Genomic DNA, 24,040 nt, shown 5'->3' with positions numbered 1-24,040 from the left:
TTTTGTGTACATCCTTGGCGGCCTGCCTGTCCGGCGAGGACGCTTTTAGCTTTTCGTCTAAGAGCGAAAAGCGACGCTCGCCGCTTGGCAGGCCTCCGGGGAGGGAAAAGAAAAGGCGTCGTGTTCTCCCCGTATGACCTGTCAAAGACCACCACACTTGTCAAGGAGGCGCAAGCGAAAAGCGTGCTTGCACCTCCTTGACAAGCGCGGTAGCCCTGCGGGCAGGCCATACGGGGAGAACACGAGGCCCCTTTGTGTGCTCGCGCGGGCTTCGGGTGGTTGTGCTCGCGCAGGCCTCGGGTCGGGTACTCGCGTGTTGCCGTTCTGGTCAGCCCAAAGCCGTTCCCAACGCCTGCCAGTCGAGAACCGGAGCGGCCATATCGCGGATTGCCGCGAGCAGGCCCAGCCGGGCCTGCCGGACCGACGGGTCCTCGGCCATCACCAGCACCTCATCGAAGAACGTGTTCACAGGACCGGTCAACCCGCCGGCCGCCGCGACGAACGCCGCCAAGCCCGTCACATCACGGGGCACCTCGGAAAAAGCCTTGTGCAGGGCCACTTCCGCCGGCTCCGCCAGGAGCTGGGGGTCGTACTCCCCCACCGTCTCGGCCGGCACGATCCGCCGCACGCGCTGCAAAGCGGCCACCAGAGCGGCGAAGTCGGCGTCGCCGGCCAACGTGGTCAGCTCCACCAAAGTCTCATCCGCGCGCGCAGGAGCATCGGCGAGCGGCAAGACGGCGTTGACGTAACGGTGGTCGTGGCCGGCGTCCAGCAACTGCTGCTCATACCGCCGCACGGCAAACTCGCGAGCGGTCTCCAGGGCTTCCGCCGACACCTCAAGCCCCTGCGAAGCAAGGGAGAGTGCCCGGCTCAGCGTGATCTCCCGCAAGTCCGGGAACGCCCGCAGCACGCTCACCGCGCCGAGCGCCGCCCGGCGCAGGCCGAACGGGTCGGAGCTGCCGGTCGGGTTGGCGCCGATCCCGAACAGGCCCGCCAGCAGGTCGAACCGGTCCGCCAACGACAGCAGCGCGCCCGCCCGGGAAGCGGGCAGCGCGTCGCCGGCCGACCGGGGCAGCTCCATCTCGTACAGCGCAGCCGCCACGGCCGACGGCTCGCCGGCCCGCTCGGCGTACTCCCGCGCCATCACGCCAGCCAGGCTGGACAGCTCGATCACCATCGCCGAACCGAGGTCGAACTTGGCCAGCTCACCGGCGCGCGCCAACGTCTCGTCCGCACCGCCGACCTCGCCGGCCAGCCGCGTCGCCAACGCCGCGATGCGATCGGCCCGGTCCGCCATCGACCCGAGCTTGTCGGCGAACGTCAGCTTCTCCAGCCCCGCCTTCATCCGCTCCAGCGGAGTCCGCAGGTCCGCCCGCCAGAAGAACGCGGCGTCCTCGTACCGGGCGCGCAACACGGCCTCGTTGCCGGCTCGCACCAAGTCCTCGTCCACCGCGCCGTTCGCCACGGCCACGAAGTGCGGCAGCAGCGACCCGTCCGCGCCACGCACCGGCAGGTACCGCTGGTGCTTCCGCATGACGGTGGTGAGGATCTGTCCCGGCAACTCCAGGTACTCGGCGTCGAACGAACCCAGGATCGGTGTCGGCTGCTCGACCAGGTTCGTCACCTCGTCCAGCACACCGGCGAAGTCCACGACACCGCCGACCGACGCGGCCAGCTCCTCGGCACGCGCCACGATCGCCGCCCGTCGGGCCTCGGCGGACACCGTGATCCCGTGCGAGGCGAGCAGTTCCGGGTAGCCGTCGGAAGAGGGCACTTCCACCACGGGCGACGCGGCCGTGCGGTGGACGCGAGTGCTGGTGCCGGAAGCCAACGACGACACCACGAACGGCACGGGGGCGGAGCCGAGTCGGGCCAGCAGCCACCGGATGGGCCGGGTGAACGACAGCTTCGGGTCGTTCCACTTCATGTTCTTCTCGGCACGCAGCCCGTCCACCACGGAAGCGAGCAACGGCCCCAACACCTCGACCGCGCCGCCACCGACGACCGTGCGCACCACGGCGACGTGCTCGACGCCGTTCTCCACGACCCGCCCCAGATCGGAGACGTCCACGCCCTGACCACGGGCGAACCCGAGCGCGGCCTTGGTCGGCTCACCCGAGGCATCGAACGCGGCCGAGACCCGAGGCCCGCGCATGGTCTTCTCGGCATCCGGCTCACGGGGCGCGACATCGGGCACCAGCACCACGATCCGGCGCGGCGTGCCGTGCGCCTCCACGGTCCCGTGCGCGAGGCGCGTGGCGGCGAGCTTCTCGGCGACCGCCGTCCGCACCGCCTCGACCGTCCGCGTCACCTCGGCGGGCGGCAACTCCTCGGTGCCGATTTCGAACAGCAACATCTCGGGCCGGTCGACCACCCCGCCGGCGGCCGGCAGCGCAGGAGCCTCAAGCGGCTCCACCAGGCCCAACGGGTGTCCCAGCTCCTCCCGCCGCGCCGCCCACAACTGCGCCACCTCGCGCGCGAGCCCGCGCATCCGGGCGAACGCGCGGGCCCGTTCGGTGGTGCTGATCGCGCCACGGGCGTCGAGCACGTTGAACGCGTGGGAGCACTTGAGCACGTAGTTGTGCGCGGGCACGGGCAGGCGGGCGTCCAGCATCCGCCGGGCCTCGGAGGCGTACTCCTCGAACAGCCGCTTGTTGGCCTCGACGTCGGCGTCGTCCAGGTAGTAGCGGGACATCTCGTACTCGGCCTGGCCGAACGCCTCGCCGTAGGAGATGCCGGGCGCGTAGGCGATGTCCTTGAAGTGGTCGACGCCCTGCAACGCCATCATGATGCGCTCGATGCCGTAGGTGATCTCCACCGACACCGGGTCCAGCGACATGCCGCCGGCCTGCTGGAAGTAGGTGAACTGGGTGATCTCCAGCCCGTCCAGCCACACCTCCCAGCCCAGTCCCCACGCGCCCAGCGCGGGCGAGGCCCAGTTGTCCTCGACGAACCGCACGTCGTGCGCGCGCACGTCGATGCCCAGCGCTTCGAGGCTGCCCAGGTACAGCTCCTGCGGGTCGCCCGGGTCGGGCTTGAGGATGACCTGGAACTGGGTGTGGGTCTGGAGGCGGTTGGGGTTCTCGCCGTACCGGGCGTCGTCGGGCCGCACGCTCGGCTCGACGTAGGCGACCCGCCACGGCTCGGGGCCGAGCACCCGCAGCACGGTGGCCGGGTTCAACGTGCCCGCGCCGACCTCGGTGTTGTACGGCTGCACGACGATGCAGCCCCGTTCGGTCCAGTACCTGGTCAACGCCAGCAGCGCGTCCTGCATCGTGAGCACGGGGTGAAGTCTACGAACGGGTCACCGGTGCGCTCACAATCGGGCTACTTCGCTGGTCACTGTTCGTCAAGACCCGGTATCACCGGGTCGTGATGTGGGGCTGTGTCACGCTGTGGGCAACCCTAAAGGCCACCGGGACGTCCAACAGGGCATATCCGGACGCAGGGAGGAGTGCGAGTGGACAACCGGCCGCCGAGGCCAGGCGAGCCCGATGGGTTCCGCAGGCGACCAGTTCCCCCTCGGAGTTCCTCCGCAGGTCAGCCCCCTCGTGGCGACGGTCCGCAGCCGCCGGGCCGCCAGCCTGGACGCCCGAGCGGCGAACGTGGCCGTCCGGCCAGCGACCGCGATCGCGGCGCTGCCGGCCGTCCGGCGCCGGGCAGCCGCGTTCCGCCCCGATCGGGTGACATCCCGCCTCGCGTCCCACCGGCCGACCGAGGACCGCGTGGCACGACCCGTGGCGACGTCCCGCGCGGCGCATCCCGTGGCGACACCCCTCGCGGCACGCGCCGCGACGACGCACCGCGTGGCGCGTCCCGTGACGGAGAACGCCGCAATCCCGGGGAACGCACGCGCGCGGCGGGCGCCCCACCCCGCGGAGAGCGCTCGGCGGCCCGTGAAGGAGCCCGCCCGTCCCGCGCCGAGGGCCGGCCGACCCGTATCCCGGCCCGTCCCGCGGGCGGACCGCCACGCAGGCGGCCACCCGTCAGGCAGTCGAACGGCTCCCTGGCCGGCCGCACGATCGCCGCGTTCTGCTCGGCCGTGGTGCTCATCGGCACCGGCTACGCGTGGTCGAACTTCCAGTCGCTGGCCGACAACCTGACCACCACCGACGTGATCGGCGAAGCGGGCGGCGGCGAGCGCCCCGCCGACGGCTCGATGGACATCCTGATGGTCGGCATGGACAGCCGCACCGACGCCAAGGGCAACCCGCTGCCCCGGGAGATCCTGGACGAGCTGCAGGCGGGTGACGAGTCGGAGGGCGGCCTGAACACCGACACGCTCATCCTGATGCACATCCCGAACGACACCGGCAAGGCGGTCGCCGTGTCGTTCCCGCGCGACGCGTACGTGAAGATCGCCGGCGGCTACGGGCGGCACAAGATCAACTCCGCCTACGGCTACGGCAAGAACGACGCCGTGGCCAATCTCCAGAAGAAGGGCGTCAGCGATCCGGCGAAGGTGGAGGCGGAGTCCCGCAGGGAAGGCGCCAAGAACCTCATCGGCACCATCGAGGGTCTGACCGGCGTCACGATCGACCACTACGCGGAGATCAACCTGGTCGGGTTCTACGACATCACCAAGGCCGTCGGCGGCGTGGACGTGTGCCTGAACGAGGCCACCAAGGACCCGCTCTCCGGCGCGGACTTCCGCGCCGGCCCGCAGTCGGTCGAGGGCCGCGACGCGCTGTCGTTCGTCCGCCAGCGGTACGGCCTGCCCGGCGGCGACCTGGACCGGATCGTGCGCCAGCAGGTGTTCATGGCGGGCCTGGCGAAGAAGACGCTGTCCGCCGGCACGCTGTCCGACCCCGGCAAGCTGCGCGCCCTGATCGACGCGCTGACCAAGTCGATCGTGCTGGACAAGGACTGGGACATCCTCCGGTTCGCCACCCAGATGAAGGACCTGACCGGCGGCAACATCAAGTTCGAGACGATCCCGACCGGCAACCCGGCGCTGGAGACACCCGAGGACGGCGTGGCGGTCGAGGTCAGCGAGAGCCAGGTCCGGCGGTTCATCAAGAACCTGAACGCCGACCCGAACGCGGGCACGGCCGCCACGCCGACCGTCGACCCGGCGACCGTCACCGTCGAGGTGCACAACGCCGCCAACGTGCCGGGGCTGGCGGCCCGCGTGCTCCAGACGCTGGTGGCCAAGAAGTTCGTGGACGGCGGCGCGCACAACGCCGGGCTGACCACGAAGACGTCGGTCGTGCGCCACGGCAAGGGCGGCGAGGCGGGCGCGGAGGCCGTCTCGCTGGCGCTGGGCGGCATCCGGACCGAGCAGGACGACGACATCCCGGACGGCACGGCGCGGGTGTTCTTGGGCAGCGACTACTCCGGTCCGGGGACGCAGAACCTGGCGGGCTCACCGCTGGTGAACCTGGACGGGGCGCACCGGCAGCCGACGACGACCGAGCAGCCGATCACCGCGGACGGGGTGCGCTGCGTCAACTGACGATCTTCGGGGGGATTGGTGAAGGAGTTCATCCGGCGCATCCGGTGGCGACGCGTGCTGGTCGTGGCGGCGCTGCTCGGCGTCGTGGCGTCCGTGCCGTGGGTCTGGGTGCAGACCGCGAGCGCGCCGCACCGATACGCGGCGGCGGACGTGCCCGAGGCGCCCGTGGCGCTGGTGCTCGGCGCAGGCCTGCGTGAGGGGCGGCCGTCGCTGTTCCTGGCCGGGCGGCTGGACGTGGCCGCCGACCTCTACCGGCGCGGCAAGGTCAAGGTGCTGCTGGTCAGCGGCGACAACAGCCGCAAGGAGTACGACGAGCCCAGCGCCATGCGCACCTACCTGACCGGGAAGGGCGTGCCCGAGCGCGTGATCGTCGCCGACTACGCCGGCCTCGACACGTGGGACTCGTGCTCGCGCGCCAAGCGCATCTTCGGCGTGTCCAAGGCCACGGTCGTCACGCAGGAGTTCCACCTGCCGCGGGCCGTGGCGCTGTGCCGGGAGGCCGGGCTGGAGGCGTTCGGCGTCGGGCACGACACGTCGCGGCGGTGGGCGCCCACCACCGCGTACGGGCACTTCCGGGAGGCGGTCGCGAGCGGCAAGGCGATGTGGGACGGGCTCGTCGCCAAGCCGGACCCGATGTTCCTCGGGCCGCCGGAGACCGGCGTGACCAGGGCACTTGATTCCTGAACAGCTACTGTGAGTGCTTCTCGATTAACCCGATCGGGTTATGTTCCGGGCGAGTCGCGTAAGCGGACGGCAAGTCGCGCTTTCCATCTCCGTGGGGCTGTCGGGCCCCCGCGAACATGGAGGACTCGACGGTGCAGATCGACACAGCGGTGTACCAACGCGTGCTCGGTGATGAGCTCCGCAGCCTTCGCAAGCAGCGTGGATGGACCCGCAAGGAGCTCAACCGCAGGCTGCAGAGCGAAATCTCGCTGCAAACGCTCGCGACCTACGAACTGGGCACCCGCCAGTGCTCGGTGGTCCGGCTGGTGGAGATCTGCGTCGCGCTCGGTGTGCCCGCCCACCAGGTGCTGGCCCGCGTGCACGACCGGGTCTTCGGCGACGCGCCCGCGGGCCACCTGTCGGTCAACCTCGCCGCGGTCGTCGCCGACACGCGACCGCAGTTGCTGCCGCTGCGCCGCTGGGCGCAGGGCAGACTGCACCACCTCACCCCCGGCCAGGTCCCCGAGGTGCACCTCGATCTGCCGGCGCTGGAGTACATGGCGCAGTTGTGCCGGCTCAGCACCGTGGACCTGATCCGGACCCTGCGGGAATTGGCCGACCACGGGCCCCGGTAGCATCGGCGGCATCCCTTCTACCGACGCGGGAAGTCGCTTGCCGAACACTCCTGGTGCAGACCCAGCCCGTTTGCCGCTGCGCACCGCGGCGGCCGTGCGCCTGGGCAACATGAGTTCGAAGCTGTCGCAGAAGATGGGGCTGGGCGCGGGCGGCATGATCGGCGGCCGGGTAGCGCTCAAGCTCGATCCGCAGGCGCTGGCGCACCTGACGTCCGGCCGGTCGGTCGCCCTGGTCACGGGCACCAACGGCAAGACGACGAGCACGATGATGCTCAGCCGCGCGGTGTCGTTCCTGGGGCAGGTCGCCACCAACCACGGCGGCGCGAACATGCCCGACGGGCACGTGACGGCGCTGTCCAAGCAGCCCGACGCGCCGTACGCGGTGCTGGAGGTGGACGAGGGGTACTTCCCCGAGGTCTGCCGGGCCGCCGCGCCCGCCGTGGCCGTGCTGCTGAACCTGTCGCGCGACCAGCTCGACCGGGTGGGCGAGGTGCGCACCATCGAGAAGTCGCTGCGCACGGCGCTCGCGTCGGTGGCGGGCGTGGTCGTGGCGAACTGCGACGACATCATGGTGACGTCGGCGGCCCGGGACTCCGCGCGGGTCGTGTGGGTGGCGACCGGCACGGGGTGGCACAACGACGCGGCGTCCTGCCCGCGCTGCGGCGACCCGATCCGCTGGGAGGGCGAGCACTGGCACTGCACCGGCTGCGACCTGGCCCGGCCGCGCCCGGACTGGGTGACCGGCGACGGCTACCTGGTGACGCCCAGCGGTGAGAAGGTCGACCTGTCGCTGCGGCTGCCGGGCAAGTTCAACCAGGCGAACGCCGTGATGGCGACCGCCGCCGCGTTCGCGCTGGGCGTGCCGGTCCCGGAGGCGGTGGAACGGCTGCGCGCGGTGTCCAACGTGGCCGGCCGCTACCGGACGATCCAGCGCAGCGGGCACCGCGCCCGGCTGCTGCTGTCGAAGAACCCGGCGGGGTGGAGCGAGACGCTGACGGTAGTGCGGGAAGCCGACCACCCGGCGGTGCTGGTGATCAACGCCCAGGAGGCCGACGGCCGCGACCTGTCGTGGCTGTGGGACGTGCCGTTCGAACGGCTGCGCGGCCGGCAGGTCATCGCGTCCGGCGAGCGGGCGACCGACCTCGCGGTGCGGCTGACGTACGCGGAGGTCGAGCACACCATCGTGCCGGACCCGTTGCAGGCGATCGACGCGATGCCGCCCGGCGCGGTCGAGGTCATCGCCAACTACACCGCTTTCCGCGACCTGAACGCGAGGGCCGCCCAGTGAGCAGCAAGGTCTCGGTCGCCCTGGTCCTGCCGGACCTGCTGGGCACGTACGGCGACTTCGGCAACGCGGTGGTGCTGGAGAAGCGCATGACGTGGCGCGGCATCCCGGCGGAGATCGTCACGGTCCGCTTCGGCGAGCCGGTGCCGGACTCGTGCGACATCTACGTGGTGGGCGGCGGCGAGGACACCGCGCAAACCCTGGCGGTCCGCCACCTGCGCGAGCACCCCGGCATGCAGCGCGCGGCGTCCCGCGGCGCGGTGGTCCTCGGTGTCTGCGCGGGCATCCAGATCTTCGGCGAGTCGTTCACCCGGGCCGACCAGGTGACCCACCCCGGCCTGGGGCTCATCGACTCGACCTCGCACGCCGGCGGCAGCCGCGCGATCGGCGAGGTCATCGCCACCCCGGCCGGCGGCCTGTTCGAGGGCGTGCTGACGGGCTTCGAGAACCACCAGGGCCGCACCGTCCTGGGCCCGTCCGCGCGACCGCTGGCGCACGTCAAGGTGGGCACCGGCAACGACGGCTCGGTGGAGGGCGCGGTGCAGGGCCGAATCCTGTGCACCTACCTGCACGGCCCGGTGCTGCCCCGCAACCCGCAGATCGCCGACCTGCTGATCGAGTGGGCGACCGGCGCCAAGCCCGCACCGCTCGACCTGCCCGACGTCACGAGGCTGCGCGCCGAACGCGCCAAGGCCGCGGGCGTCTGATCCGGAAGGACCTCGCGGGGCAGACACCCCGCGAGGTCTCCTGACGTCCGGTCAGGCGGAGACGCGCTCCCGGCGCGCACGCGTCAACGTGTAGTCGTCGGCGCGAACGGCCTTGGTGCGCATCCAATAGCGCCACGTGAAGCCCGGCCACACCGTCCGGTTGATCCCCTGCGCGTCCAGGTACCAGCTCTTGCACCCGCCCTCGGTCCAGACGCCCTTGCTCAGCTTGCGCTGCAACCGCTCGTTGAACCGGGCCTGCACCTCCGGCCGCACGTCGATCTCGTCGGCCCGGTGCCGGTCGAGCAGTTGCAGGCACTGGCGGACGTACCGGATCTGCGACTCGATCATGAACACGACGGAGTTGTGCCCGAGACCGGTGTTGGGGCCGAGCAGGAAGAACAGGTTGGGGAACCCGGACACCGTGATGCCGTAGTAGGTCTCGATCCCCGTCTCGCGCCACTGCTTGGCGAGGTCCACCCCGCCCTTGCCCTGGATGTCCAGGTAGTCGAAGCTGTCGACCACGTGGAACCCGGTGCCGTAGATGATGGCGTCGACCTCGTGCTCCACCCCGGCCCGGTCGACCACGCTGTGGGCCCGCACCTCGGCGATGCCGTCCGTGTTCAGGTCCACAGTGGACTTCATCAGCGTCGGGTAGAAGTCGTTGGAGATCAGGACCCGCTTGCAGCCCATGGTGTAGTCGGGTTGGAGCTTCGCCCTCAGCTCGCGGTCCGGGACCTGGGAGCGCAGGTGGCGCTTGGCGATGTTCTGCGCCAGCTCCATGATCTTCGGGTTCACCGCGAAGCCGAGCGCGCTGGACTCCCGCGTCCAGTAGACGAAGTCCCGGTACAGCCGCTGCGTGACCGGAAGGGCGCGGAAGAGCTTCTGCTCCCAGGTGTTGATGGAGCGGTCCATCTTGGGCATGATCCACGGCGGCGTGCGCTGGAAGAGGGTCAGCCGCGCCACGTCGTCCGCGATCCGGGGCACGAACTGGATCGCCGACGCGCCGGTCCCGACGACCGCGACCTTCTTGCCCTTCAGGTCGTACGAGTGGTCCCACTCCGCCGAGTGGAAGGTCTTGCCCTTGAACTTCCCGATGCCCGGCAGGTCGGGGACGTTCGGGATGTGCAGCGCCCCGACGCCCGCGACGACGGCTTTGGCGGTGTAGGTGTCGCCCTTCTCGGTGGACACGTGCCACACCTTGGCGTCCTCGTCCCACCGCGCGCCGGAGACCTTGGTGTCGAACCTGATGTGGTCGCGCAGCCGGTACTTGTCGGCCACCTTCTTCAGGTAGTCCCAGATCTCCGGCTGCCGGGCGAACATCCGCGACCACTTGGGGTTCAGCTCGAACGAGTACGAGTACATGTGCGACGGCACGTCGCAGGCGCAGCCGGGGTACGAGTTGTCCCGCCAGGTGCCGCCGAGGTCGCCCGCCTTCTCCAGCACGACGAAGTCGCGCTCACCGGTGCGCTTCAGCTCGATCGCCATGCCCAGGCCGGAGAAACCCGTGCCGACAACCAGGACTTTGACCTCTCGGTGCATCCCGTCCTCCAAGTCCGGCTACATACTGCTCAGTAGGTTACTCGAAGTAAGTTACTTGCGGTAGTCTGACTTCGTGACCACGACGGAGCCCCGCCGCAAGCGCATGCCGAAGGCGCAGCGCAAGGCGCAGATGCTCGACATCGCCGAGCAGGTCTTCGCCGAGCTCGGCTACCTGGCGGCGTCGATGGACGAGATCGCGGAACGCGTGGGCGTCTCCAAGCCGATGCTCTACGAGTACTTCGGCTCCAAGGAAGGCCTGCTCATCGGCTGCATCCGCCGAGCGCGCACGGAGCTGCTGGAGCGGACGCAGCAGGCGATCACGGGCGCCGCCGGGCCGGAGGACATCCTCCGCAAGGGCCTGCTGGCGTTCTTCGAGTTCATCGCCGAGCACAACCAGTCGTGGTCCCTGCTGCGCCAGGAGGCGGCGGTGACCGTGCCGTCGGCGGTCGAGGAGATCGAGGGCATCCGCCGCCAGCAGACGGACCTGATCGCGGCCGTCATCGCGAGCTTCGACACCGACGTGGACCCGATCGAGGCGGAAGCGTTCGCCGAGATAGTCGTCGGCTCGACCGAACGCCTGGCCATGTGGTGCGAACGCCGCCCCGAGGTCGGACCGGCGCTCGCCACCGGTTACGTCATGGAGGTCGTGTGGCGGGGTGTGGCGACCCGCCTCACGGGCGGACCACGACCTTGAGCGCCGAACGCTCGTCCATGGCGGCGTAGCCGTCGGCGACCTCGTCCAAGGTCACGGTCCGGTCGAACACCGGCGACGGGTCGAGCCGGCCGGCCAGCACATCGGCCATCAGTCCGGGCAGGTAGGCACGGACCGGCGCGAGCCCACCGGCAATCCCGATGTTGCGCCCGAACAACGTCCCCAAGGACAAGGCGGGGGCCTGGTGCGGCACCCCGACGTACCCGATCCGCCCACCGTCCCGAACGACCCCGATGCCGGTCTGCCAAGACTGCTCGGTGCCGACGCACTCCAGGACGCACGCCGCGCCGAGCCCGCCGGTGAGCTCCCGCACCCGCTCGACGGCAGCGTCGCCACGCTCGGCAACCTGGTCGGTAGCACCGAACAACCGCGCAACCGCCGCCCGATCGGCGTGCCGCCCCAACGCGATGATCCGCTCCGCCCCCAACCGCTTGGCGGCCAGCACCCCGCACAACCCGACGGCGCCGTCACCGACGACGGCGACCGTGGACCCCGGCCCGACCCCGGCGGCGACCGCCGCGTGGTGCCCCGTGCCCATGACGTCGGTGAGGGCGAGCAGAGCGGGCAACAACCCGTCATCGACACCTTCGGGTATCCGCACCAACGTGCCATCGGCGAACGGCACCCGAACCGCCTCCCCCTGACCACCGTCAGAGGACCCGGACCCCCAGAAACCACCCTCCGGACACGACGTCGGGAGCCCTTGGACGCAATGCGGACAGGTCCCGTCACTCCAGACGAAGGGCGCGATGACCCGGTCCCCCACCCCGACCGACGTCACCCCGGCCCCGACATCGACCACGGAACCGAGGAACTCATGCCCGATCCGCTGCCCGACCTGGCGTTTCGACACCCCCCGGTACGCCCAGAGGTCACTGCCGCAGATACAGGCCAGCTCGACCTCGACGACGACGTCGCCAACCTGCTCGATGGCAGCATCGGGCACGTCTTCGACTCGAATGTCCTTCGGACCGTGAATAGTCGTCGCCCGCACCGAGCCTCCAGCCGAGAATGGGTCAGAACCCACCCATCCTCGCAAGCCTCCGGGCAACCCCGCACCGGCAGCAGCGGACCCCCGCAGCCTCACCCGACATCGGACCCACGGCAGCGCACCCGGCGGACACCGACCACAGTGGACAGTGCCACGAGCACCCGCCGCCCAAGATCCAACTTGATGCAACACAAGCCAACGCCGCTCATCACCCGTAGGGAGGAATGACCACCTGCTCCCGCCGAAATACCGGTCAGATAGGAGGAAGAACGGAGGCCCTACCCCATGCCCACACTTCCCATCACCGCGAACTACCGGCGCGCCGGCGACGACTGGGCGGTGACCGTGCGGACCGCCGAGAAGTCGGTCGACGCCATCGCGCCGGGGCTGATCGCGGCCCGCGTCCAGGTCGACCAGTTGGTGGACGAGCTGGCCGAAGGACACGCCGACCGGGCCGTGGTGCACCTGCTGGACGGCGACGCGTTCGCGTTCTCCGTGGCGTACCTGCACACCCGGCACGGTCTCCCCGCGCCCAAGACCGGACAGGCCGAACCGAGCACCGCTCACGACCAGGCAATCGAGGTATAGAACCGCCCTCTCCCGCTTAGGATGTCCGGCCAAAGGCGAACGGGAGCGCAGACATGGCCACACCGGTGTACAGCGGGGCGGCACGGACCCCACAACGAGGCAGACCCAGGGACGCAAGCCGCGACGACGCGCTGCGCCAAGCCGCACTGGAGGTGATGGCGGAGGTCGGCTACCGCGCGCTGACCATGGACGCCGTCGCCGCGCGCGCCCGCGCGGGCAAAGCGACCATCTACCGACGGTGGGAGTCCAAGCTGGACCTCGTCATCGACACGTGCACGCACCTCGCGGCGGAGAACCTGGCCGAACCGGACACCGGGTCGCTCGCGGGCGACCTCAAGGAGTTCCTGAGTTCGTTCGCGGCTTTCCTGTCCGGCCCGATCGGCAAGGCGGCACAGGCCCTGGTGGGCGAACTGCCGCACGAGCCGGAACTGGCGGCGGCGTTCCGCGAGACGTTCCTGATCGCGCAGCGGGACGTGCTGCGCCGGATCCTGGAACGCGCCGACGGGCGGGGTGAGCTGCGCGCGGACGCGCCGCGCGGCATGGCGGTCGAACTGGCGGGCGCGGCCCTGATCTACCGGCTGATGCTCACCGGCGACCCGCTGGACCTGCCGTTCGTGGACCGGGTGGTGGACCAGGTGCTACTGCCCCTCGTCGGCGAGGGGCAGTAGCCAGGTCAGCGGAACAGCTTGCGCAGCAAGGCGAACCCGACGAGCACGGCCACCGCGATCAGCGAGTACCGGATCTTGGGTTCGTCGAGCTTCGCGCGCACGCTGTCCTTGCCCGCCTCGACGAAGCGCTGGGGGTTGGCCCTCGTGCCCAGCTCGTCCAAGGTCGTGGCCAGCGCGTCACGAGCCTGCTCGATCTCGCGCTGGATGGTGTCGGGGTCGCGAGCCACATCTCCTCCTAGCAGCGGTCTGCCGGTAACCGTAGTTCAGGCGTGGAACGGCCGTTGACCGGCGTCGGCGACAGCGGTTGCATAACGCTGTTTCCATTCGCTGGGGAGGAGCGTCACGCCCGCGACCCCGGCCTCCCGCCGCGTGGCGGGCGTGCTGCTGCCGGCCAGGGCGGTGTCCCTCGGTACCGGCCTGCTGCGGCGGGCCGATAGGCTTGCGGCCACGGGGTCGTAGCCCAATTGGCAGAGGCACACGGTTTAGGTCCGTGCCAGTGAGAGTTCGAGTCTCTCCGGCCCCACTCACGCGAGATAGCGCAGGACTTCCAGCATGGACTGTGGGTCCACCGACTCCGGGTCGGGCTCCACGCAGTCGGTCAACGCCTTGGTCACCCCGTCCGGATCCAGCCCGCTGCCGATCAGCACCAGTTGGGTCCGGCGGGGTTCACCGCCCCAGGGCAGGCGTTCGAACCGCAGGAACGCACCGACCGTGTGCAGGCTGAACCGCTGCCGGTGGCCGGGCACGCCGAAGTGGACGAAGCCCTTGATCCGGTACAGGCCGGCCGGGCGGGCGTCGAGGAAGGCCATCAGCCTCGTGGGGTTCATGGCCGAGTCGGTGAACTCCACGCTGTCGTAGCGCACGTGGTCGTGGTCGTGGTCCTCCACCAGGTCCTCGAACGACAACTGGCCGACCCGCTCGGCACGGGGGCGGGGGTCGAACAGCAGGGCCGGGTCGATGCGGCCGTGGGTGGCGGCGACCACCGGCACGCCGGGCCTCAGGTGGTCGATCCGCTCCGCCAGCGCCGGGTAGTCGGGCGCCCGGTCGGTCTTGTTCAGCACCACCAGGTCCGCGACGCGCAGGTGGCGTTCCAGGTCGTCGGGGAACTCGGCCGCGTCCACCAGCAGCACCAGGCCGCCGTACGCGATGCGCGGGTTCCCGCTGCCCAGCACCAGCCTCGCCATGGCCTGCGGCTCGGCCAGGCCGCTGGCCTCGATCACGATCACGTCCACCAGCGAGTCGAGCCTGCCGAGCAGGTCGTCCAGCCCGCTCACGTCGACCGCGCAGCACAGGCACCCGTTGCTCAGCGACACGGTCGAGTCGACCTGGCCGGCCACGGTCATCGCGTCGATGCCGATCGCGCCGAAGTCGTTGACCACCACGCCGATCCGCGTGCCGCGCGCGGTGGTGAGGAGGTGGTTGAGCAGGGTCGTCTTGCCGGCGCCCAGGAAACCCGCCACGACGATCACCGGGATCCGCTTCACCCCGCCGATCCTAGTCGACCATCATTTCCAGGAAGAGGTCCATGGCGGCCGTGACGCCCTCCTCGTCGTCGGTCGCGACCAGGTCCAGCAGGAGGCCCCGCGCGACGGCCAGCCCCAGCCGGGCCCGGGTCCGGGCGACCTCGGGCGCGTGGCCCCGGGCGCGTTCCAACGCGGCGACCGGCTCGACCCAGGCGTCCACGATGCCGTCCAGCAGCGCGGTCGTGCCCGGACGGCCTTGGGCGGCTTGGCCGTACAGCTCGAAGAACAGGCGTTCGTGGGCGCGCAGCGCCGGGTCGGTGAGCGCACGCCAGAACGCCCGACCCAGTTCGGCGTGGTCATCGGCCGGGAGGGATGCCAGGAGCGCCCGCTGGTTGGCTTCGACGGCCCGGACCACGGCCACCAGCAGGCCTTCCTTGGACCCGAAGTGGTAGATCAGCATCCGGTGGCTGGTGCCGACGGCCGCCGCGAGCTGCCGCAGGCTCAGGTCGCCGAGCCCGTGCGCCGCCAAGTGGGCCACCACCCGGTCGAGCAGCCGGTCCCTGGCCTCTTGTCCTGTCATGTACCGGATGGTACATGTACCACATGGTACAGAAGGTGGACGTCACGGTGCGCAGCGACGCCGACCCGGCGCGGGTGTACCGACTGGCGGCGGACAGCGCCACCTGGCCTTCCTGGTCGCCCGTGCTCCGGTACGAGCAGGAGAAGGCGGGTGACGCGCACGGTGTCGGCGAGGTCCGGGTGTTTCACAACCGGGGCAGGAGGAACCCCACCAGGGAGGAGGTGGTCGAGCTCACGCCGAACCGCAGGGTCGGGTACGTGCTGCTGTCCGGCTTGGCCATCCGGGACTACCGGGCGTTCATCGACCTGGTGCCGGACGGCGGCGGGACGAGGATCCACTGGCACTCTTCGTTCGAGCCCGAGGTGCGCGGCACCGGGTGGCTCTACCGCCGGGTGCTCCAGGCCGTGATCACGCAGTACGCCAAGGGGTTGGCCGCGCACGCCGCGCGGTGAGGTGGGCTTCCGCCACCCCGGCGCCGGCTCCCGAAGGGGGATGCCGCCCGGGGACTGAGGTTTTCCACACCCCGTTGTGCGGTCCGCTTCATGGCACACCACCCCCGCCCGTTCGTAGCGTGCTGATCATGGATGTCAAGTGGGTCATCGATCTGATGGAGACGTTCGGCGCGCCGGGCGCCGGGCTCGCGATCGCGCTGGAGAACCTGTTCCCGCCGCTGCCCAGCGAGGTGTTCCTGCCGCTGGCCGGGTTCACCGCGAGCCAGGGCCGGATGGGGCTGATCGCCGCGATCCTGTGGACCACCGCGGGATCGGTGGTGGGCGCGGTGGTGCTGTACTACGTGGGCGCGCTGCTCGGCCGGGACCGGGTGCGGGCGATCGCCGCGAAGATGCCGCTGGTGAAGGTGTCCGACGTGGACAAGACCGAGGAGTGGTTCCGCAAGCACGGCAAGGCGACCGTGTTCTTCGGCCGGATGGTCCCGATCTTCCGCAGCCTCATCTCCATCCCGGCAGGTGTGGAGCGGATGCCGCTGCCCACGTTCCTGCTGTTCACCGCGGCCGGCAGCGCGATCTGGAACACCGCGCTGATCCTCGCCGGCTACTTCCTCGGTGAGAACTGGCACATCGTCGAGCAGTACATGGGCATCGCGTCGAAGGTCGTGCTGGGCGCGGTCGCGCTGGCCGTGGTGTGGTTCGTGGTGTCGCGCCTGACCCGGAGCAAGGCTCACGACCGCAGGTAGCGCAGGATCGCCAGCACCCGTCGACTGTAACCGTCCACATCGGACAGGCGGAGCTTGTCGAAGATCGAGTTGACGTGCTTCTCCACGGCGCTGCGCGACACGTGCAGCTTCGCCGCGATCGCGTTGTTCGTGTGCCCCTCCGCCATGTGCGCCAACACCTCCCGCTCCCGCGCGGTCAGCACGTCGAGCGGGTGCTCGGACCTGGCCAGCAGCCGGCGCACCACCTCCGGGTCGAACGCCACGCCGCCCGTGCCCACCCGGCGCAGGGCGTCCAGGAACTCCTCCACCTGGACCACGCGGTCCTTCAACAGGTAGCCGACGCCCTCGGCGTGCCCGGTCAGGAGGTCCACCGCGTAGCGCTGCTCGACGTACTGCGACAGCACCAGGACACCGACACCGGGATGCCTCCGGCGGATCTCCAACGCGGCCTTCAGGCCCTCGTCGGAGTTCGTCGGAGGCATCCGCACGTCCGTCACCACCACGTCCGGCAGGTGCGCGGCCACCACGCGCAGCAGCGCATCCGCGTCGCCGACCGCCGCCACCACCTCGTGCCCCTCCTCGGCCAGCAGCCGCGCCAGGCCCTCGCGCAGCAGCGTCGAGTCCTCGGCCAGGATCACCCGCACGGGACCTCCGCCGTGATCACCGTGGGGCCGCCCGCCGGGCTGCGCACGTCGAACCGGCCGTCCAGCGCCAGCACCCGCCGGGACAGCCCGGCCAGGCCGCCGCCCGCCGGGTCCGCTCCCCCGACGCCGTCGTCCTCGATCCGCACGCGCACCGCGCCCTCGTCCCCGGTGATGTCCACGCGGATCATGGTCGCACCCGAGTGCTTCGCCGCGTTCGTCACCGCCTCGGACACCACGAAGTACACCGCAGTCTCGACCCGCGCCGGCGCGCGGAACCGTCCACAGTGGATCCGCACCGGGATGGCGGACCGGTCCGCCACGGCCTCCAGCGCGTCCGCGAGCCCGAGCGCGTCCAGCGCCGCCGGGTACACCCGCCAGGCGACTTCCCGCAGGTCCTCCAGCACCTGCCGGGACTCGTCGTGGGCCTGGCGCAGCAGGTCGTCGGCGTGGTCCGGATGCCGCCGGGCGCGGCCGAGCAGCATCCCCAGCGCCACCAGGCGCTGCTGCACGCCGTCGTGCAGGTCGCGTTCGATGCGGCGGCGCTCGGCGTCCACGGCGGCGACGATGCCCGCACGGCTCTCGGCCAGCTCGTCGATGCGCAGGCGCAGCAGCTCGGCCTCGCTCGGGCCGAGGAACCGCCGCGCCACCTTGGCCTCCAGGGCCACGACCCCGATGATGCCCTGCACCTCCAGGTACAGCAGGACGCTGCCGATCAGGGCGGTCCACAGCACCGCCAGCACGTCGTCGCCCCACTCGATGCCGTCCGAGGCGTTGGTGACGATCCGGTACACCACGATCACGCCCAGGCCGAGGCCGTAGAACAGCCAGGCCAGCACGAAACCGCCGAACAGGCCCACCGGGGCCCGCGCGGCGAGGTAGCGGACCGCCTGCGGGCGCGTCGGCGGAGCGCTGTCGATGCCGAGGAACGTGCTGATCCGCCGGCGCTCCAGCCCGGCGAACCGCTGGGCGGCCGGCCGGGCGAGCACCACGACCAACAGGCCCGCCAGCCCGGTGAGGAAGCCGAGCAGCAGGCCGGCGACCACGCGCAACCCCCTGAGCACGTGGTCGAGGCTAGTCGTAGGTCAGGCGACCAACTCGCGGGTCAGCAGGTTCTTGAGCTCCTTCGCGGCGGCCCGCCCGGCGCGGGTCGCGCCGACCGTGCTGGCCGACGGGCCGTAGCCGACGAGGTGCACGCGCGGGTCGGCCACGACCCTCGTTCCGTCGAGTCGGATGCCGCCGCCGGGGCCTCGCAGACCGAGCGGGGCGAGGTGGTCGATGGCGGCGCGGAAGCCGGTCGCCCACAGGATGGCGTCGGCTCGTTCCGTGCGGCCGTCGGCCCAGACCACGCCGTCCTCGGTGATCCGGTCGAACATCGGCCGACGGTCCAGGGTCTGGTCCGCCAGCGCCTCGCGGACGGCGGGCGTCAGGCTCAGACCGGTGACGCTGACGACGCTCTTGGGCGGGAGGCCCGCCTTCACCCGTTCCTCGACCAGCGCCACGACCGCGCGGCCCACCTCGGGGGTGAAGGGCTCGTCGCGGAACTCCGGCTCACGGCGGGTGACCCAGGTCGTGGTCGCGGTCTGCGCGATCTCCAGCAACTGCTGCACGGCCGACGTGCCGCCGCCGACCACGATCACGTGCTTGCCCGCGAACTCCTCCGGCCCCCGGTACTGCGACGAGTGCAGTTGGCGGCCCCGGAAGCGCTCCTGGCCGGGGTAGCGGGGCCAGAACGGGCGCGTCCACGTGCCGGTGGCGTTGACCAGGGCCTTGGTGTGCCAGACGCCCCGGTCGGTCTCGACCTCCAGCAGGCCGTCGTCGTCGCGGACGGCGTGGACGTGCACCGGGCGGCGGACGTGGATGCCGTTGCGGCGCTCGAAGTCGGCGAAGTAGGCGGGCAGCACCTCGTTGGCGGGCGCTGCGGGGTCGGGCGGGTCGAACGGCATGCCGGGCAGGTCGTGGATGCCGTGGACGGTGGCCATGCGCAGCGTCGGCCAGCGATGCCGCCACGCCCCGCCGGGGCCTTCGTCGGCGTCCAGGACGACGTGGTCGAGATTGGCCCGACCGAGGAAGTAGGCGGCGGAGAGACCAGCTTGACCTGCACCGATGACCACGACGTCCATGGTCTCGACAACGCTTCAAGGTCATTCGGGCTTCCCCGGTGTGACCGAGGAGTCAGCGCCTCGCGCCGTGCCTTGGATCACAGCCGGAAGGCATCCGGCGGCAGGAGCGTTGCCCGGGGTATGAGTCGACTTCGTGACATCCCGCTGTCCGTCCTAGACCTCGCGCCGGTCACGACGGCGACGGATGCGCGAACGGCCCTCCGGCACACGCGGGAACTCGCGCAGCACGTCGAGGCACTCGGCTACCGGCGGTTCTGGCTGGCCGAGCACCACAACATGCCCGGCATCGCCAGCTCGTCCCCCGCGATCCTCATCGGCCACGTCGCCGACGCCACCACCACGCTGCGCGTCGGCTCCGGCGGCGTGATGCTGCCCAACCACCCGCCGCTGGTGGTGGCGGAGCAGTTCGGCACGCTGACCGCGCTGCACCCCGACCGCATCGACCTCGGCATCGGCCGCGCGCCCGGCACGGACCAGCGGACGGCGCAGGCGCTGCGGCGCACCGAGGGCCCGCTGTCCGTGGACGACTTCCCCCAGCAGCTCTCCGAGCTGATCGGCTACTTCGACGGCACCGGGGACCTGACCGCCGTGCCGGCGCAGGGCAACAAGCCGCCGGTCTGGCTGCTCGGGTCCAGCGGCTACAGCGCGCAGGTCGCGGGGCTGCTCGGGTTGCCGTTCGCGTTCGCGCACCACTTCAGCGCGGAGAACACCCTCCCCGCCCTGCGCCTGTACCGCGAGCGCTTCCGCCCGTCGGCCGTCCTGTCCGAGCCGCACGCCATGGTCTGCGCCTCGGTGATCGTCGCGGACACCGACGAGCACGCCCGGTGGATCGCCGCGCCGGGCGGCCTCGCGTTCCTCAAGCTCCGGCAGAACCGGCCGGCGCCGCTCGCGACGCCGCAGGAGGCCGCGGACTACCCGTACACCGAGTTCGACCGGCTGATCATGCGGGAGCGGCTGTCGTCGCAGATCATCGGCTCCGCCGAAACCGCCCGTGAGCAGCTCGAACAGCTCCTCGCGGACACAGAGGCGGACGAGCTGATGGTCACCACCATGGTCGCCGACCAGTCGGACCGGCTCCGGTCGTACGAACTTCTCGCGGAACTCGCCGGTCTGTCACGTTCATCCGAACGAGTGAAGACTGAAGTTGAGGTGTAGCGGTCGGGCAAAAGACCGCGATGATTCTTCATGAGCGCGCAGGCCCCCCGACGCGCTCCCTAACTTCCGGGCGGCGAGTCCCGCCCGAGCGGACGCCGCCGCGGTCCGCGTGGGCAGCGCCCCCGAGTGTGGCGCCGCCCACGCGGGCGGTGGCGTGGCATCACGGTCCGGCCACAGGCAGGCACCAGGTGCGAATCAAGGCCCCGTATCCGCCCCCGAGCGGTCCCGCGCACCGTCATGGTGGTGGCAGTCGCTGTCAGCCCACCGCCGGGGCGGGAAGGGGAGGTTCGTGAAGTTCGCCGGACTGGCCGTCGGCCTGTGCCTGGCGGGGGCCTTGGCGGGATGTGCGGACCACTCCGGGCTTTCCGACCCCTCCGTCCCCGAAACGACCTCCAGCACCGCGGAGCCGAACAACGCGCCGCCCGCGTCGGCGTTCACGGCGTTCGGCGCGCAACGGGTCTGGTCCAACGGCCTGTCCATCACGGTGTCACCGGCCCGCTCGCTCAAACCGAGCGACACCTCGTTCCCCCGCGCGCCACGCACCGCCGTGTTCGTGTTGACGGTGGTCAACGGCACCGACACCACCTATCGCACCAGCCAGCTCGCGGTGCGCGCGCTGGTCGGCGGCGAGCCGGCCGCCGAGGTGCTCGACTCGGTGCAGGGGCTCAACGGCCTCGCGGCGGCGGTGGACGAACTCGCGCCGGGCGCGGACACGATGCTGACCTTGGCGTTCGCCGTGCCCGAGGAGCTGGTGCGGCTGCAGCTCGTGGTGGAGCCGAACGGCTCGGGCCAAGGCGCGAGCGCCACGTTCGAGGGTCTGGCCTGATCCGGCGGCGGTAGGCCTCGCCCATCCTGACCCGCGCTGCCGGCAGCCACCGCGCTGTTCCGGGCGGCGGGATGTCTCACCTCGCCCCGCAGCCACCGAGCTGTTCCGGACGGCGGTAGGCCTCACCCACCCCGCAGCCACCGAGCTGTTCCGGGCGGCGGTGTCGGGGGCGGCCTGTAGCGTCTGGGGGCATGACCGAGCAGAAGCGCCTCTCCCCCGGCGACCAGGCCCCGGCGTTCACGCTGCCCGACAGCGAGGGCAAGCCCGTCTCGCTCTCCGACTACCTGGGCCGTTCCGTGGTCGTCTACTTCTACCCGGCGGCGGGGACTCCCGGCTGCACCAAGCAGGCGTGCGACTTCCGGGACAGCGTCGGCGACCTGGCGGGCGCCGGGTTCGACGTGGTGGGCATCTCGCCCGACAAGCCGGAGAAGCTGGCCAAGTTCGTCGAGGCGGAGGGCCTGAACTTCCCCCTGCTGTCGGACGTCGACCGCAAGGTCCTGAGCGAGTGGGGCGCGTTCGGCGAGAAGCAGAACTACGGCCGCACGGTCCTGGGCGTCATCCGCTCGACGTTCCTGGTCGACCCGCAGGGCAAGATCGCCAAGGCGATGTACAACGTCCGCGCCACCGGCCACGTCGCCAAGCTGCTGCGCGAACTGCCCGCCTGACCTGCCCGCCCTGATCACGCGGGTCGCCGCCTCGGTGGCCGCCGCAGGTGGTGGCCGGCAGGTGCTCGCCGCGGGTGGCCGTCGCGGGTGGTGGCCGCGCGTCGCGGCAGCGAGTGGCCGCCGTGGTGGCTGTAGTCGGTGTCCGGTCGCGTGATCACCCGTCTGACCGCTTGCCGCGGCCCCTCCCCTGCCCCAGCCTGACGGGCGTCGAGCAGGGGAGGGCGTCATCACCGGGTTGGAAGCCGCCGCCGGCAGGATCGGCCAAGCGGTCGCGCAGCATGCCGCCAAGTCGTGGCTGGAACGTCGCCGCAAGACCAGGCAGCGCAACGCGCTGCTCGATTCGAGCACGAGACCACCGCCGCCTTAACAGCGGTAAGCGACGCCCTCATGTCGTTAGACCTGTCCGACGAAGCTCTGCCGGCCGCCGACGCGGACCCGGAAGTGCTCGCGCGCCAGGTCCGCGCGAGCCTGCGCCGAGAGGCAGGACTGTCGGACCGGGCGACCCGCCTGTACGACGTCGCCCTGGACCGGGCGTGCCGGTACCTCGTGCAGGTGATCCGCCACCTGCCGGCCTTCCAGCCCTGGGCCCTGGCCGAACTCCACCTGTATGGCAGGGCGACCGCCAACCTGCGCGCGGTCAGCCGGCTGGAGCGCCTGGAACGGCTCTATGTCACGAACTGGCGCCGGCCGGAGCCGATCGACCTGCGTCCGCTGCGCGACATGTCCGTGCGGCTGGAGATGACGCGCTCGGACCGCTGCACCGGTCTGGACGAGCTGGGGCCCGGCGTCCGGGTCGAGTACTACCGCTGAGCCAGCTCCCGCAGGTGCGGCAGCAGCAGGCGCAGCGCACGGCCCCGGTGGGACAGCTCGTCCTTCTCCGCGGGCGAAAGCTCGGCCGACGTCACCTCGCACCCCTCGGGCTGGAAGATCGGGTCGTACCCGAACCCGTTGGCGCCGGCGGGTTCGCGGCGGATCGTGCCGCGCCACTCGCCGCGCACCACCGTCTCCACCCCGCCGGGCGCGACGAGTGCCGCCGTGCACACGAAGGCCGCGCCGCGGCGCTCGTCCGGCACGTCGCGCAACTGCCCCAGGAGCAGCTCCAGGTTGGCGAGGTCGTTCCCGTGCGCCCCGGACCACCGGGCCGACAGCACACCGGGCATCCCGTTGAGTGCGTCGACGGCGATGCCGGAGTCGTCGGCGACGGAAGCCAGACCCGTGGCCGCGAAGGCGTCGCGGGCCTTGGCCAGCGCGTTGCCCTCGAAGGTCGGGTCGGTCTCCGGGGCCTCCGGGAACTCGGGCACGTCGTCCAGGCCCACGACCTCCAGGCCGGCCAAGCCCTCGGACACGAGGATCCGGCGCAGCTCGCCGAGCTTCTTGGCGTTGCGGGACGCGAGGAGGATCTTCACTTCTTCCGGCCCTTCGGCTCGGGCAGCACGCCGGGGTAGGGCTGGGCCAGCGCCTCGGACTGGATCCGGTTCAGCTCGGCGCAGCCCGCGAGCGCGAGGTCGAGCATCTTGTCCAGAGTGGACCGGGCGAACGTCGCGCCCTCGCCGGTGCCCTGGATCTCGATCAGCGTCCCGGCGTCGGTCGCCACCACGTTCATGTCGACCTCGGCCCGCGAGTCCTCCTCGTACGGCAGGTCGAGCCGCACGCGGCCGTCCACCACGCCGACCGACACGGCCGACACCGCGCACGACAGGGGCTGCGGGTCGGCCAGGCGGCCGGCTGCGGCCAGCCAGGTCACGGCGTCGGCCAGCGCCACGTACGCGCCGGTGATCGCGGCGGTCCTCGTGCCGCCGTCGGCCTGGATCACGTCGCAGTCGATGACGATGGTGTTCTCGCCCAGCGCCGCCAGGTCGATGCACGCCCGGAGCGAGCGGCCGATGAGCCGGGAGATCTCGTGCGTCCGACCGCCGATGCGGCCCTTCACGGACTCGCGGTCGCTGCGGCTGTGGGTGGCGGACGGGAGCATCGCGTATTCGGCCGTCACCCATCCGAGACCGGAGCCCGACCTCCACCGGGGGACGCCTTCCGTCACACTGGCCGCGCACAGCACGCGGGTGTTGCCGAACTCGATCAGCACCGAACCCGCGGGCCACTGCTGGAAGCCCCGGGTGATCCTGATGTCGCGCAGTACGTCGTCGTTCCTGCCATCGGTCCTCAGCACGCCACT

Annotated in this window: 25 protein-coding genes and 1 tRNA gene; 15 read left to right on the top strand and 11 right to left on the bottom strand. The window is 71.2% G+C overall.

Annotated features, from left to right (window positions below):
* Positions 1–328: 328 nt before the first annotated feature.
* The gene (locus tag ACQPZF_RS06635) at positions 329–3,274 is read right to left on the bottom strand and encodes a glycine--tRNA ligase (RefSeq protein ID WP_433274452.1); all 2,946 of its coding nucleotides are present in this window, start codon (positions 3,272–3,274) and stop codon (positions 329–331) included.
* A 771-nt stretch (positions 3,275–4,045) separates the two neighbouring features.
* Between ACQPZF_RS06635 and ACQPZF_RS06630 the strand changes: the two genes are divergently transcribed.
* From ACQPZF_RS06630 to ACQPZF_RS06610, 5 genes are all read left to right on the top strand, one after another.
* On the top strand, positions 4,046–5,455 hold the full coding sequence (locus ACQPZF_RS06630; RefSeq protein ID WP_433269322.1) for an LCP family protein: 1,410 nt from the start codon (positions 4,046–4,048) through the stop codon (positions 5,453–5,455).
* Positions 5,456–5,473: 18 nt separating this feature from the next.
* Positions 5,474–6,139: a SanA/YdcF family protein gene (locus ACQPZF_RS06625; protein ID WP_433269320.1), complete on the top strand. Its 666-nt coding sequence runs from the start codon at positions 5,474–5,476 to the stop codon at positions 6,137–6,139.
* 131 nt (positions 6,140–6,270) lie between these two features.
* Positions 6,271–6,753 carry a helix-turn-helix domain-containing protein gene (locus ACQPZF_RS06620; protein ID WP_433269318.1) on the top strand — a complete coding sequence of 161 codons (483 nt, stop codon included), beginning with the start codon at positions 6,271–6,273 and terminating at the stop codon, positions 6,751–6,753.
* A gap of 70 nt (positions 6,754–6,823) precedes the next feature.
* Positions 6,824–8,041, top strand: a complete 1,218-nt coding sequence (locus ACQPZF_RS06615; protein ID WP_433269316.1) for a MurT ligase domain-containing protein — start codon at positions 6,824–6,826, stop codon at positions 8,039–8,041.
* Entirely contained in the window at positions 8,038–8,745 is a 708-nt protein-coding gene (locus ACQPZF_RS06610) for a type 1 glutamine amidotransferase (RefSeq protein ID WP_433269314.1), read from the top strand. The genes ACQPZF_RS06615 and ACQPZF_RS06610 overlap by 4 nt, the downstream gene beginning before the upstream one ends.
* A gap of 51 nt (positions 8,746–8,796) precedes the next feature.
* On the opposite strand, the gene ACQPZF_RS06605 is transcribed toward ACQPZF_RS06610, so the two are convergent.
* The gene (locus tag ACQPZF_RS06605; RefSeq protein WP_433269312.1) at positions 8,797–10,284 is read right to left on the bottom strand and encodes a flavin-containing monooxygenase; all 1,488 of its coding nucleotides are present in this window, start codon (positions 10,282–10,284) and stop codon (positions 8,797–8,799) included.
* Between the two features lie 73 nt (positions 10,285–10,357).
* Here ACQPZF_RS06605 and ACQPZF_RS06600 point away from each other — a divergent pair, with 73 nt between their 5' ends.
* Positions 10,358–10,978, top strand: coding sequence for a TetR/AcrR family transcriptional regulator (locus ACQPZF_RS06600; RefSeq protein ID WP_433269310.1), 621 nt, complete (start codon positions 10,358–10,360; stop codon positions 10,976–10,978).
* Here ACQPZF_RS06600 and ACQPZF_RS06595 read toward each other — a convergent pair.
* The gene (locus ACQPZF_RS06595; protein ID WP_433269308.1) at positions 10,956–11,990 is read right to left on the bottom strand and encodes a zinc-dependent alcohol dehydrogenase family protein; all 1,035 of its coding nucleotides are present in this window, start codon (positions 11,988–11,990) and stop codon (positions 10,956–10,958) included. The two genes, ACQPZF_RS06600 and ACQPZF_RS06595, sit on opposite strands and share 23 nt — an antisense overlap.
* 282 nt (positions 11,991–12,272) lie before the next feature.
* On the opposite strand from ACQPZF_RS06595, the gene ACQPZF_RS06590 reads away from it, so the two are divergent.
* Both ACQPZF_RS06590 and ACQPZF_RS06585 read left to right on the top strand, forming a co-directional pair.
* Complete coding sequence (locus ACQPZF_RS06590) at positions 12,273–12,575, top strand: hypothetical protein (protein ID WP_433269307.1); 303 nt, start codon at positions 12,273–12,275, stop codon at positions 12,573–12,575.
* Positions 12,576–12,628: 53 nt separating this feature from the next.
* Entirely contained in the window at positions 12,629–13,243 is a 615-nt protein-coding gene (locus ACQPZF_RS06585) for a TetR/AcrR family transcriptional regulator (protein WP_433269305.1), read from the top strand.
* 5 nt (positions 13,244–13,248) lie between these two features.
* Here the strand turns inward: ACQPZF_RS06585 and ACQPZF_RS06580 are convergent, their stop codons facing one another.
* On the bottom strand, positions 13,249–13,470 hold the full coding sequence (locus ACQPZF_RS06580; protein WP_121002835.1) for a DUF3618 domain-containing protein: 222 nt from the start codon (positions 13,468–13,470) through the stop codon (positions 13,249–13,251).
* 222 nt (positions 13,471–13,692) lie between these two features.
* On the opposite strand from ACQPZF_RS06580, the gene ACQPZF_RS06575 reads away from it, so the two are divergent.
* Positions 13,693–13,766 (top strand) — tRNA-Leu (locus ACQPZF_RS06575).
* A gap of 1 nt (position 13,767) precedes the next feature.
* Here the strand turns inward: ACQPZF_RS06575 and ACQPZF_RS06570 are convergent.
* Together ACQPZF_RS06570 and ACQPZF_RS06565 are read right to left on the bottom strand one after the other, a co-directional pair.
* Positions 13,768–14,727, bottom strand: a complete 960-nt coding sequence (locus ACQPZF_RS06570; protein ID WP_433269304.1) for a CobW family GTP-binding protein — start codon at positions 14,725–14,727, stop codon at positions 13,768–13,770.
* 10 nt (positions 14,728–14,737) lie between these two features.
* Entirely contained in the window at positions 14,738–15,286 is a 549-nt protein-coding gene (locus tag ACQPZF_RS06565; RefSeq protein ID WP_433269303.1) for a TetR/AcrR family transcriptional regulator, read from the bottom strand.
* Between the two features lie 14 nt (positions 15,287–15,300).
* Between ACQPZF_RS06565 and ACQPZF_RS06560 the strand changes: the two genes are divergently transcribed.
* Positions 15,301–15,738, top strand: coding sequence for an SRPBCC family protein (locus tag ACQPZF_RS06560; RefSeq protein WP_433269301.1), 438 nt, complete (start codon positions 15,301–15,303; stop codon positions 15,736–15,738).
* 128 nt (positions 15,739–15,866) lie between these two features.
* On the top strand, positions 15,867–16,478 hold the full coding sequence (locus ACQPZF_RS06555; protein ID WP_433269299.1) for a DedA family protein: 612 nt from the start codon (positions 15,867–15,869) through the stop codon (positions 16,476–16,478).
* On the opposite strand, the gene ACQPZF_RS06550 is transcribed toward ACQPZF_RS06555, so the two are convergent.
* Genes ACQPZF_RS06550 through ACQPZF_RS06540 form a run of 3 tightly spaced genes read right to left on the bottom strand, consistent with a single transcriptional unit; the run spans position 16,463 to position 19,221 of the window.
* Positions 16,463–17,101 carry a response regulator transcription factor gene (locus ACQPZF_RS06550; protein WP_433269297.1) on the bottom strand — a complete coding sequence of 213 codons (639 nt, stop codon included), beginning with the start codon at positions 17,099–17,101 and terminating at the stop codon, positions 16,463–16,465. The two genes, ACQPZF_RS06555 and ACQPZF_RS06550, sit on opposite strands and share 16 nt — an antisense overlap.
* Positions 17,092–18,162, bottom strand: a complete 1,071-nt coding sequence (locus tag ACQPZF_RS06545) for a sensor histidine kinase (protein ID WP_433269295.1) — start codon at positions 18,160–18,162, stop codon at positions 17,092–17,094. Before ACQPZF_RS06545 ends, ACQPZF_RS06550 begins: the two co-directional genes overlap by 10 nt.
* Before the next feature lie 21 nt (positions 18,163–18,183).
* Entirely contained in the window at positions 18,184–19,221 is a 1,038-nt protein-coding gene (locus ACQPZF_RS06540) for an FAD-dependent oxidoreductase (protein ID WP_433269293.1), read from the bottom strand.
* A 120-nt stretch (positions 19,222–19,341) separates the two neighbouring features.
* Here ACQPZF_RS06540 and ACQPZF_RS06535 point away from each other — a divergent pair, with 120 nt between their 5' ends.
* The 4 genes from ACQPZF_RS06535 (at position 19,342) to ACQPZF_RS06520 (ending at position 22,677) form a co-directional block, all read left to right on the top strand.
* The gene (locus tag ACQPZF_RS06535) at positions 19,342–20,376 is read left to right on the top strand and encodes an LLM class flavin-dependent oxidoreductase (RefSeq protein ID WP_433269291.1); all 1,035 of its coding nucleotides are present in this window, start codon (positions 19,342–19,344) and stop codon (positions 20,374–20,376) included.
* Between the two features lie 289 nt (positions 20,377–20,665).
* Positions 20,666–21,202: a hypothetical protein gene (locus ACQPZF_RS06530; protein WP_433269290.1), complete on the top strand. Its 537-nt coding sequence runs from the start codon at positions 20,666–20,668 to the stop codon at positions 21,200–21,202.
* Positions 21,203–21,393: 191 nt separating this feature from the next.
* Entirely contained in the window at positions 21,394–21,867 is a 474-nt protein-coding gene (gene bcp / locus ACQPZF_RS06525; RefSeq protein ID WP_433269288.1) for a thioredoxin-dependent thiol peroxidase, read from the top strand.
* Between the two features lie 291 nt (positions 21,868–22,158).
* The gene (locus ACQPZF_RS06520; RefSeq protein ID WP_433269286.1) at positions 22,159–22,677 is read left to right on the top strand and encodes a hypothetical protein; all 519 of its coding nucleotides are present in this window, start codon (positions 22,159–22,161) and stop codon (positions 22,675–22,677) included.
* On the opposite strand, the gene rdgB is transcribed toward ACQPZF_RS06520, so the two are convergent.
* A complete protein-coding gene (rdgB, locus tag ACQPZF_RS06515) occupies positions 22,668–23,273 on the bottom strand; it encodes an RdgB/HAM1 family non-canonical purine NTP pyrophosphatase (RefSeq protein WP_433269284.1) in 606 nt (201 codons plus the stop codon). The two genes, ACQPZF_RS06520 and rdgB, sit on opposite strands and share 10 nt — an antisense overlap.
* On the bottom strand, positions 23,270–24,034 hold the full coding sequence (rph, locus tag ACQPZF_RS06510; RefSeq protein WP_433269282.1) for a ribonuclease PH: 765 nt from the start codon (positions 24,032–24,034) through the stop codon (positions 23,270–23,272). Before rph ends, rdgB begins: the two co-directional genes overlap by 4 nt.
* Positions 24,035–24,040: the final 6 nt, after the last annotated feature.

Origin of the sequence: Actinosynnema sp. CS-041913, assembly GCF_050942485.1 — a bacterium.
In the GTDB taxonomy this organism is placed as follows: domain Bacteria; phylum Actinomycetota; class Actinomycetes; order Mycobacteriales; family Pseudonocardiaceae; genus Actinosynnema.
Note: the sequence above shows the minus strand (reverse complement) of the source record. Positions and strands in the feature narration are given on the sequence as shown.

Excerpts from the sequence above, each read along its gene's own strand:
- ACQPZF_RS06635 (WP_433274452.1), bottom strand. The coding sequence starts at position 3,274 with ATGCAGGACGCGCTGCTGGCGTTGACCAGGTACTGGACCGAACGGGGC.
- ACQPZF_RS06605 (WP_433269312.1), bottom strand. The coding sequence starts at position 10,284 with ATGCACCGAGAGGTCAAAGTCCTGGTTGTCGGCACGGGTTTCTCCGGC.
- ACQPZF_RS06590 (WP_433269307.1), top strand. The coding sequence starts at position 12,273 with ATGCCCACACTTCCCATCACCGCGAACTACCGGCGCGCCGGCGACGAC.
- ACQPZF_RS06585 (WP_433269305.1), top strand. The coding sequence starts at position 12,629 with ATGGCCACACCGGTGTACAGCGGGGCGGCACGGACCCCACAACGAGGC.
- ACQPZF_RS06565 (WP_433269303.1), bottom strand. The coding sequence starts at position 15,286 with ATGACAGGACAAGAGGCCAGGGACCGGCTGCTCGACCGGGTGGTGGCC.
- ACQPZF_RS06560 (WP_433269301.1), top strand. The coding sequence starts at position 15,301 with ATGTACCACATGGTACAGAAGGTGGACGTCACGGTGCGCAGCGACGCC.
- ACQPZF_RS06555 (WP_433269299.1), top strand. The coding sequence starts at position 15,867 with ATGGATGTCAAGTGGGTCATCGATCTGATGGAGACGTTCGGCGCGCCG.
- ACQPZF_RS06540 (WP_433269293.1), bottom strand. The coding sequence starts at position 19,221 with ATGGACGTCGTGGTCATCGGTGCAGGTCAAGCTGGTCTCTCCGCCGCC.
- ACQPZF_RS06535 (WP_433269291.1), top strand. The coding sequence starts at position 19,342 with ATGAGTCGACTTCGTGACATCCCGCTGTCCGTCCTAGACCTCGCGCCG.
- bcp (WP_433269288.1), top strand. The coding sequence starts at position 21,394 with ATGACCGAGCAGAAGCGCCTCTCCCCCGGCGACCAGGCCCCGGCGTTC.